Genomic DNA, 11928 nt, shown 5'->3' with positions numbered 1-11928 from the left:
CGGACACATTCAGAAGTGTTCAACCACAAATGATTTAGACGGACAGGCTCTGTCCGGGGAAGATCAGGTTGATGTTCGCAACCTGGCCTGCGAGCGCGTCGAGCGAGATGCCGTGAGCTGCAGCGATCTTGGACAGGGTGTCGCCTGCCTTGACCACGTAGTTGCCGCCGGTGGTGGCAACGGGAGCGGATTCGACGGTGGTCTCAGCCGTGATCGGTGCCGACGCTTCCTGGTAGGTGGCAGCAGTGGTGCCGCCGGTCAGGTACTGGCCGCAGACGGGCCATGCTCCGACGCCCTGGCCTTCGAGAACGTTCTCGGCGACACGGACCTGCTCGGACTGGCTTGCGTTGGCAGCGTTGCCCGATCCGCCGTATGCCTCCCACGTGCTCTGCGTGAACTGCAGGCCGCCGTAGAAGCCGTTTCCGGTGTTGGCTGCCCAGTTGCCGGAGGACTCGCAGTTCGCGACTCCGGACCAGTCGTGGCCTGCAGCGGAGGCGGTGCCAGTGCTCATCGCGAGCGGGATGGCTACTACTGCGCCGGCCGTTGCAACTGCGCCGAGGGCGCGCTTGAAAGTAATGCTGGTCATCAGGTAAATCCTCTCCGCTACCGCGGACGACATCGGACCTGGCACGTCTGTGCCGTATCGAACGACTCGCCTGTTTCACTCCTGCCCCGCGAAGGTTTGGGGAGTACCGGACCCGCGGGGCAGAAGCACGCAGTTGCGGGCCGGTGTTTGTCCGGCTGTTTCGGACTGCCAACGACGCTAGGCGATGGTCACGGAAAGGTCACGGGGCAATTTTTCGGTACGCCCGTATCATTAATTGGTCCGAAATGGGAATATAACTGCAGGTAGACGGTTTGATTCGAGCTTCAACCATATCGATCGTTATCCCATCGTTATGTGACGACCATCACTCACTTTTTGTGACTCGCCGCACCGAAATCTCGGCCTCGTTATCAAATCTGTGCATCGAGAACGGTCGCCAGTTCCTTCATCCACACCAAGAACTCTTCCGGATCACTGAACGCAACACCGTCGACTGCGGAAACTTCAGGCGCGATATCGACACCACCTACTACTAATGCGTCACCGCCGAGCGCCAATACGGCCGCAAATGCCGGCAAGTCGCCCCGGTCGTCGCCCGCGTACGCCACCGCGTCGACGCCGGCGGCCCGGATTGCACGCTGCAAGCCTGTTCCCTTGTCCTCGTCTACAGGAGTGCGCAACTCCTCGACGAGCTTGCCGGGCTCGCGGCGCAGCCCAGTCCTCGCCGCGATGTCGGTCACCACTTGTTCGACCATTTTCCGGGCGGCAACCCGATCGGTTGCCTGCCGCCAATGCACAGCAACTGCAAGCCCCTTCCCCTCGACATGAACCCCCGGCAAATCTGCCGCGCCAAATACGCGTCGCAGTTCAGCTTCCGCCTCCGCAACCGCCGGCTTCCACTGCGCGACCGACGGCAATACCCGGATCCCGCCGTCAACCCAGGTCTCGACTCCGTACGAGCCCATGAGGACAATGCTCTCGCCAGGCACCCGTTCCCGGAGAAAAGAGACGGGACGACCGGAAAGCAAACCCACCATTCCGAGATGACGTGACAACACGTCGAGCACCTCGGCCGCACCCGGCAGCAACGCGCTCGTCGCCGGATCGTCGACGATGGGAGCAAGCACCCCGTCGAAATCCATCACCAAGGCGGAACGGGTGGGATCGGACGCGAGTCGGGCAATTACGTCCGAAGCTGTTTTCATGGGTTCAGTCTCTCAAAGGTATCGACGCACACGAACATGCACTCGACCAATTCGTTCCGTTAGAGTCCTGAGCAGACGCTTACCAACTACGGGGGTAATGATGAGCGAGCTTTCTGTCGTAACCGACGACATCCGCACGTACGGCGCTACTGCAGCAGAAGCTGCCGGTCACGTTGCCCACGCCGCGGTCGTAGATCTGAACGCCAATCTCGCGGCCGTCGCGCCGGCAGTGGGACCCGTCGGACTCGAATTCCTCGAAGCCTTCGCACGTGCGCAGGCAACACACACCAAAGACGTTGCGGCACTTGCCGCCTACTATGCCGGAACTTCTGCGACGGCAGGTGCGGCTGCCCTCACGTACGACGGCACCGACCAAGCAGGCGCCGCCGACCTCCGACGCGCCGCTGCCACTGCCACTGCCACTGCCACTGATGGGGACCTCGCATGAGCACCCCGGAGGACCCCACGACGGTCCTCGAATTTCTCCAGGGCAGTGCGCTCGCAGCCATTCTCGACCTGGAACTCCCCGAGCCTGTCGAGAACTCGGCGATTCCCGAATTCCTCGTGGCGCCACCAGGGTCTGAACTCCCGCCGGACGCCGCCGAGCTGATCATGCAAGGAATTTCGCTACCGTCCCTGCCCGGCGTGGACCAGCTGTTCACGCCGCTGATCCAGCTTGCGCAGAGCCTCGGTTCGGGAGTCTTCCGTGGCGTTGATCCTGTCAACGTCCTCAGTCAAGCCAGTGCGCTGATAGACAACGCCGCCGGATTGTCCGCTCAGGGACTGTCTTCAGTGAGCCAAACATGGAGCGGTGCAGGCAACGAGGCCGCCACACAGATCAACGAGGAAGCTCAACGCAGCGGATCCGAACTCAGTGGGCGCGGAAATGCAATCGCCCAGACCACTGCTGCAGCGGCAGAATCCGTGCAACGCGGCAATGCCCAATTGGCGACTATCGCACAATCATTTGCCTCGGCTGTGGTGGCTGCAGCGCCGATAGCGTGGACCCCGCCCGGGCAGGCCATGCTGCTCGCGGCCGCGGCAGAACACCTGCAGGCCGCCATCGCAGCCGTCACTGCGACCCGCTCGGAAATGCTTGCCCACACTGCCACGATGAACTCCCTCGCCGGGTCGATCCCGGTTCCGGCGGCACCGATCAGTGACGCACTCGCTGCGGCCGCACCGCTCGCCCGGCAAGCATCACAGCTCATTGAAGGCGCGAGCGGTGGTGAGGCCACACAATTACAGTCAGCCGTCGGCATCACACAACCAGGACCGGCGCAAACCAGCGCAGCGCAGGCCGCAACAGCATTGAATTCCGGCGTCGACAGACTCTGGGGCGACAAACTCTGGGGCACTGGCAGTCCGTTCGCCGCTTCCGGTGCTGCTGCGCCGCACCAGCTCGGAAACACCGGTGGTGCAATCGGGTCCGTAGCCACCGCTCGCGCGGGCAGCGGAACCTTCGCAGGCGCCCCGGGCGGCGGTGGCATCGTCGGACCTTCCGGAATTGCGGCGCTACAACCCCTTTCGTCGACCAGACAATCCTCCGCCGCCCTGCCGCAACCGGGAACCGGCGGTGGCGCTGTGACGAGCAGCGTCTCAGGAGGCGCCATGATGGGTGGCGGAGCCGGAGCGATGGGCGGCGCTCGGGGACAACAGGAGGGTTCGAGGACGACACCCGGTTATCTGATCGACGTATCGGACAACAACGCCGTCATCGGGGAACTCCCCATGGTCACTCCCCCGGTGATCGGATCCGAAGATCCCGATCAGGCATTTTTCACCGAGCTCTGAGCAACTGACTCACGTCAATCTTGTCCGTTTTGAGTAACACTGACGAGCACAGGCGCGATTGAACCCCTGAAAGATTGTCCAGACTAGAGCAGGAGAGTACACACATGGGTTCCATCGACGTTCTCAATTGGCTTCACGAGGGAGCAAGTGCCGGAGACCCGATCAGGGGTCCGCTCTACGTAGTGGCTTTCATTGCAATCGGGCTGGTCAGCGTACTTAGTGGCGGAGCCGTGATCTAGGGCGCGCACTGACACGTGCTGTCGCTCAACCGACGCGTTCGGCCAGCCGAGGTAATTCGCGCAGTGCATTGCCTCGCTCGATCTGCACTCTCTGTTCGGCGCTGAACGTCTCGCTCAACTCGGGCGCTGGATCACCGGAACCGAGAAGCGTCAATGAACTGAAGGGCCAGTCGCTTCCGAACACGATCCGATCGAGCGCCGACACCTCCAGAGCACTGTGCATTTGCGCAGGCGCAGCACTCAAGGCCGTGTCGTAGTAGTAGCTGCTCACCAAGCGCTTGACCCCGAGCAGCGACGGTGCCTGTAGACCCGCGGGCCACATGTCGCCGATCGGGGTCTGCGCGGCGACGCCTATCCTGTGCGCGAGATAGGGCAATGTTCCGCCGGCATGGGCGAGTTGGAACCGGATGTCGGGGTAGCGATCACGCGTCCCCGTTGCCATCAACAACGTAGCCGCGCGGGTGGTGTCGAAAGTGAACTCCGCCAAGAAATCCGGAAGTGGCAAGTTCGGTTTGGCGCCTACCGGAATGCTGGCCGGGTGTACGAACACATATGCCTTCCGCCTGTTGAGTTCGTACATCAACGGTTCGAATCGCGGATCACCCAGGTAAACACCGTTGTAGGCGGACAACAGCGCAACACCGTCGAACTGCAATGTATCCATTGCGTAAGCCAATTCGTCGATCGCCAACCGAAGGTCGTGCATCGGCAGCACTGCGAGTGCGCCGAAACGAGTGGGAGTCGACCGAATCAGCTCAGCTGCGAAGGTATTGCAGTACCGGGCCATGGCAGTTGCGTCGCCAGGGTCCAAGAACTCGACACCCGGATCGGAGATCGAGAGCACTTGAGCGGCAATACCGTAGCGGTTTTGAAATTCGACGGCTGCTAGCGGACCCCAGTCCGGCAACGGATAGCCGCCGATTGTCAGCATTCCCCGACTGACCAGCGCAGCTCGATATTCCGGCGGAAGGTAGTGAGCGTGCAGATCGACACGATAGTTTCCGGCCGGCAGAGCCATCCGGGCCGGACGGATGCCAGCCGAAGCGAATGACGGGCCTGCAGCCGCCAGCCCGATTCCCGTCGCAATCGCGCCAAGCGCGCCCCGCCGGCTGAATCGAATGTTGTTCTTCATCAATATCCTTGGGAGGTCAGGTCGCGTCGGACACGGGGTGCGCGAGGAATCGAGGAAAGAGAAATTGAGCGTTGCGATGGCTGATACCCGCTCGGGTGCGCTCGTCCAGCGTTTCGTTACTGTCGAGCAGACTGTTGAAATATGCGCCGGCAGCAACCGGGGCAAACGGCCAATCGCTGCCGTAGAGAACGTGTCCGGGATTCGCGAACGCCAACAAACTGGGTAGCGCCGCAGGGCTGCCCGACAGGGCTGTGTCGTAATAGAAGTCCGCGAAATCGCGCAGCGCCTCGAACGGGTCGCGCGCACCCGTCGCTACCATGGCGATCGCCATCCGGTGCGAAGCAAAGGGGAGAAATCCACCGGCGTGCGCGAGAACGAACTTCAGATTCGGATAGCGTCGGGGCACATTGTTCTTCACCAGATTGAATGCCGCGCGCGTGGTGTCAAGCAGGAAATCCATGGCAAACGACGGAATACCGTCGACGGACCCGCCAGGCAATTCACCGGGGTGCACGAACACGACTGCATGATGACGATTGAGTTCTTCCATCAACGGATCAAAAGCCTGATCACCCAAGTACAGTCCTCGCGAATTCGCAATCAGGACAACACCGTCGGCGTTCTGTACGGTGAAGGCGTGATTCGCTTCGGCGATAGCTCCGTCCACATCAGGCAGGGTGAGAGTGGCAAAGTATCCGAACTTCTCCGGATAGTCCGAAACCACCTGTGCCGCGTAGTCATTGACGACGCGTGCCATCACACGCGCTTCACGGTCGTCGCCGAGGTGAACTCCTGGCGTCGAGACGGACAGGATGGATCGAGCGATTCCAAATGTGTCCATGACATCGAGAGCGCCGTCGACGCTCCATTCCGGAAGATTGATACCACCCGCACCGACCACCCCCTGCTTGTAGAGCCAGTCCCCGTACTCGGGCGGAAGAATGTGCTGATGCACATCAATTCGTTTCGGGCTGTTCATCTCTGGTGAGTCTCCGTTCGATATCGACCGACCTGCTGTGTCTTGACTCTCACTTCCGGTCACCATACTGTAACGATCACTACAGGAACAAGACCCAGTTTCTTCGGCCTTCACCAATCGAGCTAGGCCAATCGAGCTCCACCAATCGAGCACCAGGTCTCCACCCCGCATGCATGTGACGAGAGGTTCCGCATGACCACCCTTCCCCCGCAATATGACATTGCGATAATCGGATACGGCCCCACCGGCGTCACCGCAGCAAATCTCCTCGGCAAACAGGGACTCGAGGTCCTTGTTGTCGAGCGCGACGCCGATATCTACGCCCGCGCCCGCGCTATCTCCACGGACGAAGAAGTACTGCGAATCTGGCAACAGGTCGGACTCGCCGATCAACTCAATGCAGACATGTTGGCGGGTCGCCCGGTTGCCTTTGTCGACGCCGACGGCAAGCCGTTCATCGAACTACACTCAGTCTCCCGCGGCGCGGGCCATCCACCTCAGCAATTCATCTATCAACCGGCTGTCGAGAAAGTGCTGCGCGCGGGCGTCGACCGCTTTCCCAATGTCGAATTGCGGCTCGGGCACGAATGCCTCCGGATCAAACAAGACGACAACGGCGTCGAACTCCTCCTCGCAAACTTGACCGACGACGCATTCACGCGCGTTCGAGCGTCGTACGTCATTGCCGCCGATGGTGGTTCGAGTGCGACCCGTGGACAACTCGGAATCGGCTACGAAGGCAAAACGTTCGGCGAACGGTGGGTGGTCATCGACACCAAAGTTCTCAACGAATGGCCCGGGCACGACAATCTGCGCTTCCACTGCAATCCCGCACGTCCGACCGTCGATTGTCCGACACCACTCGGCCATCACCGCTGGGAGTTCCCGGTCCGAGACGGCGAAGACGAGAAGGTCTTGGTCACGGAGGCAGCAATCTGGCAGGTGCTCAACAACCAGGGAATCACCTCTGACGACGTCGAGATCCTGCGAGCGGTTGTCTACAGTCACCACGTAAGATTTGCCGACCGTTGGAGAGTCGGCCGGGTGTTCCTCGCCGGCGATGCGGCCCATGCCATGCCCCCCTGGATCGGCCAAGGGATGTCAGCCGGAGTTCGGGACGCCGCCAACCTGTGCTGGAAGCTTGGTGCCGTACTCTCCGGATCCTTACCCGATTCGGTACTCGACTCCTACCAGGTCGAGAGAATGCCGCACGTTCGTGAGACCACCAAGCGTGCAGTATCAGTGGGACGGATCATCACCGAACGGCATCGCCTACTCGCGACGGCCCGCAACCACGCATTCCGGGTTGCGATGCGTGTTCCAGGATTTCCGTCCTGGATGCGTGAGCGTCGGTGGATCCCACATGCCCACTACCCAAGTGGATTTCAGTCGCCGGTCTCGAACAGTGCAGTCGGTCGGCAGATTCCGCAGCCCTGGGTTCTCGATCAGAAGGGCAACCGTGAGCGTCTCGACGACGTACTCGGGAATCAATGGACCGTGCTCTACACCGGAACCGAACAACGGTGGAAGCAGTGGGAATCCGCGGGGGTAACAGCCATCCGCCTCGGAGAAGCGGGATCCCCTACCGGCCCGGACACGATCGTCGATACGGAAGGACTCCTGTTCACCTGGATGATCGAGAAACGAGCCACCGCAATCGCCGTACGCCCGGACGGATTCGTCTACGCGGCGAGCAGCCACAACGATGCCCTTCCCCCACCACCGAATGGACTGTCTGTCCGCACGTGATCCCTTGCCTTCGAACCATTCCCGTCAACGACCATTCTCCTGGAGTTCAACGATGAGTATCGACAACATGATCGAAAAGACAGTCACAGTCAACGGACAATCGATCTTCTACGCGGAAATCGGTGACGGCCCCGTGGTTCTCCTTCTTCACGGCGGCGGTCCCGGAGCCTCCGGTGTGTCCAATTATTCTCGCAACATTGTCGACCTGGCAGAGCACTTCCGCGTCATCGTCCCCGATCTCCCTGGATACGGACAGTCCAGCAAGGGAGTCGACCAAACGGACCCGTTCGGTTACCTGGCGGACGCCATTCGCGGGCTCCTCGATGTACTCGGCATCCACCGAGCACATCTGGTCGGAAACTCGTACGGCGGCGCCTGTGCACTCCGCCTGGCCCTCGATTCACCCGACCGCGTCGAACGCATGATTCTCATGGGGCCAGGCGGAATTGGAACCACCCGTGGACTTCCCACGCCGGGGCTACAGAGCTTGCTGTCCTACTACACCGGCACCGGCCCGTCACACCAGAAACTCGAGAACTTCATCCGGCAGTACTTGGTGTTCGACGGCGAATCCGTACCGTCCGACGTCATCGACATGCGTTACCACTCGAGTATCGACCCCGATGTTGTCGCTGATCCCCCACTGCGGCGGCCCTCCGGAAAGGACGCACTCAAGACCATGTGGCGGATGGACTTTACGCGCGACAAGCGGCTTGCGACGCTCGACATACCGACCCTCGTGATCTGGGGCGCCGCAGACAAGGTCAACAAACCCGCCGGCGGGAAGATGCTCGCCGACCGGATGCCCCACTGCGACGTACTGACCGTCGCACAGACGGGCCACTGGGTGCAATGGGAACGCGCACCGTTCTTCAACAGCGTCACTCGTGTGTTCCTCAATGCCTGACCACCAGGAGATCCGCATGGCTACAACACACCTGAACCCATCGGTGTTCGGAAACGTACACCTCGGCTATCTCGTGATCGAAACCCAGAAGTTCAGCGAATGGAGACGGTTCGGCGCAGACGCAATCGGTATGCATCTCGACGAACTGAGCGCGGACGCGATGCGTTTCCGTCTTGACGAGAACGAATGCCGCTTCCTCCTCAGGCGCGGCCCGGCCGAAGACGTCACCGCGATGGGTTGGCATGTCGATGACCACTCGACATTCGATCGAATCGTGTCGCGAGTGACCGAGCACGGAGTCCCGATGCGCGAGGGCACGGCGGAGGAGGCCGCGCTGCGCGGCGTCGAACGACTCCTGCGCTTCCCAGGTCCGAAAGGCATTGTGCAGGAGATCTTCACGCGAGCACTCACGACAACACAACCCCTGAACAGCAAGACCGCCGGATTTGTCACGGGAGAAGGTGGAATGGGCCACGTCGCAATCACGTCGAAGAAGCCGGCGCAGATTCGTGGCTACTACAACACTGTCTTCGATGCCCGCCTGTCCGACTACATCGACGAGACGATGAACGGCGTCAAGATCAAGATTCGTTTCCTACGGGTGAATGCACGTCATCACTCCGTCGCAATCGCCGCTGTTCGAGGGCTGCCGCTCGACCCCATCCGAACTCGTGTGCAGCACGTGAACATCCAGGTCACGCAGCTCGACGACATGACGCGCTCATATCAGCGTGTCCGGGAACTCGGGTTCGAGATCGCACTGACTGTCGGTCAACACACCAATGATCGCGAGCTCTCCTACTACGCGATGGCGCCGTCAGGTTTCGAGTGGGAAGTCGGTTGGAACCCCGTCGTCGTCGATGAAAGTACCTGGGAACCAAGCACCCACCAGGGAATCAGCATCTGGGGTCACTCCATGGCCGGACAAACCGTCATCGACAAGTTAGCTCAGTTCAAAACGGCTGCCGCATCTCTTCTACATAAGGAAGAATCAGTCCACGCGTTGAGCGGCAGCGGAATTCGCGATTCGAACACGCCCCCGGCGCGATACTACTAGGCAACAATCAGCAGCAAGACCGTCGCTTTTCACTACAACGTCGCTTTTCACCGCCACCAGGAGGAATCAACTTGACGCGCACGAAGCTGCTACAAATCTCGCGGATCGCGGCAATCGGAATGTGTACTCTTCTGCCCCTCTCGATCTCTGCCATTCCGGCCTCAGCGGAATCCACCACCGGCGTCACGATCCGCGTCGACGCCACCAACCCCGGTCGCGTCATTCCCACCGATTTTCTCGGGCTGTCCTTCGAAGCCGATCTCCTCCACCAAACATGGATCGATCCGGACGCCGGCAACGTCGACATGTTGATCGAGAATCTCGGCTTCGGCAACCTTCGGTTCAGCGCCAATCAAGTCGACAACACAGCGTGGATGCCGGACCCGGCCGCCCCTGTCCCGAGCTGGGCGAAGAACGGTCAGCACATCACACCCGACGACCTCTCCCGCCTCGGTAAACTTGCTGAAGCAACCGGTTGGAGCGTCGATCTGGGCGTGAACCTTGCCCACTTCGATCCAGCTGCCGCTGCCGATCAGGCGCGTGAAGCACAAGCCCGAATCGGCAGCTCGCTGAGGTCGATTCAGATCGGCAACGAACCCAATTTCTACATCCTCGCGCCCGTCACCAAATCCGGGGATCGTCGACCGTACATTCCGCCGACGTATACACCGGACGCGCGGATGTACCGCGACGCGATCCGCGCTGCAGCACCAGGAATCGCGATCGAAGGACCAAATGTCGCCGGAGCGGCGGTAGGCAATGACATACTCGATCCCGCAATTTCCGCGGTAGTGGTCAGCCCGTGGCTCGACGCGTATATCGCCGCATTCGGTTCCGAAAGCACCTATCTCAATCAGCATTACTATCCGTTCATCAACACTCAACGCCTCGGATTCACGACGGGCAGTTCCGCCTTCGTCGGCGGGCTCCCCAGTATCGAAAAACTGATGTCTCGCGAGAACGCCGACAAGCAGACATCGTTCATTCGTGAGTTTGTCGACAAGGCAGAAAACGCCGGACTTCAACCGAGATTGACCGAAACTAATTCCGTTGCCAAAGAAGGAAAGGAAGGAGTCACCAATTCCTTCGGCGCCGCCTTGTGGACCGTCGACTACCTGATGACTGCAGCGCGAGAAGGCGTCGCCAGCGTCAACCTGCACAATCAGCCCGACGATTGCGAAAGCTACTCACTGATCTGCTTCGCAGACGAAAGCGCCCGAGATGCCGGCCAAGCTCAGGTAAATCCCAACTACTACGCGGCGCTCATGGTCAGCAGGCTGGCCGGTAGTCAGATCCTTCCCACTACAGTCGAATCCGGGTCAGCGCACGTCACGGCGCACGCTGTACGCACTCCCGACGGCACTGTCCGGGTCGTCATCGACAACATGGACCAAGCATTGAGCGGAGACATCACCGTCGAAATCTCCGGAACTGACACCACGTCCGCTTCCGTAGAACGACTGACTGGCACATCACCGGAAGCCACGACCGGTGTCACTTTCGCCAATGCCGTTGTCTCCGAGAACAGTACCTTTACGCCGAATGCCAGTGAAACCCTCGAACGAATCGGGGATCGGTACCGCGTACCCGTCGAGGGCCCGAGCGCGATACTGCTGTCCGTCGAGTGATCAGCGGTCCGCCGCGACCTGCGCGAGGCTGACGGCCGCGTCGTACACCAGATTGCCGTGCAGTTCGAACAGTGCGATCAGGTCAACGTCGTCGCCTCCTATTTCCTTTGCGATAAACAGTCCGTCAGCCGCCGAAACCGCATACGTGGTAAGGAGTTTGATCGATCGTTCGCTCAAATCGGGGGCAAACTCGCGCATCGTAGCCGCTATTCGCCGGTGCGCCTCGTCACGAACACTCAAGAACATCGTCCGCGCGCGGACTTCCTCCGGCCTTCGCTCGAGTGCCAGCATCAAGCCGAGTCGAAGGAAGTCCGGCGTCTCGAGCAACGCGCGTGCGATCTGCATCGACATATCCGCGATTCGCGTGCGGGGGTTGTCGCCGTCCGGCACGCTCACCGCCTCCAGCCAGGTACCGAAACTGCGCTCGATCACAGCAGCAATCAAGTCGTCCTTGTCCTTGAAGTGCCAGTAGATGGAACTGGCCGGCAACCCGCACTTCTTGCTGACGAGGGCAATACTGGTTCCGTCGTACCCGCGCTCGCTGGCAACATCGGCTGCAGCATCGAGAATCTTCCGTCGCGATTCCTCACCATTGGCGCGACGCCTACGCGTCGTCGGAATCTCTGCCATGCGATCTCCTAGTCTCGGTACCCGCTGCATATCCGAGACTATCGAAACACTCGTCGTCCTG

At 60.7% G+C, this 11928-nt stretch carries 11 protein-coding genes; 6 read left to right on the top strand and 5 right to left on the bottom strand.

The features are described from left to right. Nucleotides 1-34 precede the first annotated feature (34 nt). Complete coding sequence (locus ACFRFQ_RS07750; protein ID WP_138868372.1) at nucleotides 35-586, bottom strand: transglycosylase family protein; 552 nt, start codon at nucleotides 584-586, stop codon at nucleotides 35-37. Nucleotides 587-957: 371 nt separating this feature from the next. After that, nucleotides 958-1752, bottom strand: a complete 795-nt coding sequence (otsB, locus tag ACFRFQ_RS07745; RefSeq protein WP_378655279.1) for a trehalose-phosphatase — start codon at nucleotides 1750-1752, stop codon at nucleotides 958-960. A 100-nt stretch (nucleotides 1753-1852) separates the two neighbouring features. Between otsB and ACFRFQ_RS07740 the strand changes: the two genes are divergently transcribed. Continuing rightward, complete coding sequence (locus tag ACFRFQ_RS07740; RefSeq protein ID WP_378655276.1) at nucleotides 1853-2200, top strand: type VII secretion target; 348 nt, start codon at nucleotides 1853-1855, stop codon at nucleotides 2198-2200. Further along, the gene (locus tag ACFRFQ_RS07735; protein ID WP_378655274.1) at nucleotides 2197-3546 is read left to right on the top strand and encodes a hypothetical protein; all 1350 of its coding nucleotides are present in this window, start codon (nucleotides 2197-2199) and stop codon (nucleotides 3544-3546) included. Before ACFRFQ_RS07740 ends, ACFRFQ_RS07735 begins: the two co-directional genes overlap by 4 nt. Before the next feature lie 264 nt (nucleotides 3547-3810). Here ACFRFQ_RS07735 and ACFRFQ_RS07730 read toward each other — a convergent pair whose 3' ends face one another. Next, nucleotides 3811-4917, bottom strand: coding sequence for an amidohydrolase family protein (locus ACFRFQ_RS07730; protein ID WP_378655272.1), 1107 nt, complete (start codon nucleotides 4915-4917; stop codon nucleotides 3811-3813). Nucleotides 4918-4933: 16 nt separating this feature from the next. After that, a complete protein-coding gene (locus ACFRFQ_RS07725; protein ID WP_378655269.1) occupies nucleotides 4934-5896 on the bottom strand; it encodes an amidohydrolase family protein in 963 nt (320 codons plus the stop codon). A 192-nt stretch (nucleotides 5897-6088) separates the two neighbouring features. Here ACFRFQ_RS07725 and ACFRFQ_RS07720 point away from each other — a divergent pair, with 192 nt between their 5' ends. From ACFRFQ_RS07720 to ACFRFQ_RS07705, 4 genes are all read left to right on the top strand, one after another. Then, nucleotides 6089-7645, top strand: a complete 1557-nt coding sequence (locus ACFRFQ_RS07720; protein WP_378655266.1) for a bifunctional 3-(3-hydroxy-phenyl)propionate/3-hydroxycinnamic acid hydroxylase — start codon at nucleotides 6089-6091, stop codon at nucleotides 7643-7645. A gap of 52 nt (nucleotides 7646-7697) precedes the next feature. Continuing rightward, on the top strand, nucleotides 7698-8552 hold the full coding sequence (locus ACFRFQ_RS07715) for an alpha/beta fold hydrolase (RefSeq protein WP_378655264.1): 855 nt from the start codon (nucleotides 7698-7700) through the stop codon (nucleotides 8550-8552). 16 nt (nucleotides 8553-8568) lie between these two features. Next, nucleotides 8569-9609, top strand: coding sequence for a VOC family protein (locus ACFRFQ_RS07710; RefSeq protein ID WP_378655262.1), 1041 nt, complete (start codon nucleotides 8569-8571; stop codon nucleotides 9607-9609). Between the two features lie 71 nt (nucleotides 9610-9680). Next, a complete protein-coding gene (locus ACFRFQ_RS07705) occupies nucleotides 9681-11237 on the top strand; it encodes a hypothetical protein (RefSeq protein WP_378655259.1) in 1557 nt (518 codons plus the stop codon). Here ACFRFQ_RS07705 and ACFRFQ_RS07700 read toward each other — a convergent pair whose 3' ends face one another. Continuing rightward, a complete protein-coding gene (locus ACFRFQ_RS07700) occupies nucleotides 11238-11867 on the bottom strand; it encodes a TetR/AcrR family transcriptional regulator (RefSeq protein WP_378655256.1) in 630 nt (209 codons plus the stop codon). It lies immediately after the preceding gene. Nucleotides 11868-11928 lie beyond the last annotated feature (61 nt).

Source organism: Rhodococcus sp. NPDC056743 (assembly GCF_042790355.1).
Lineage (GTDB): Bacteria > Actinomycetota > Actinomycetes > Mycobacteriales > Mycobacteriaceae > Rhodococcus_F.
Note: the sequence above shows the minus strand (reverse complement) of the source record. Positions and strands in the feature narration are given on the sequence as shown.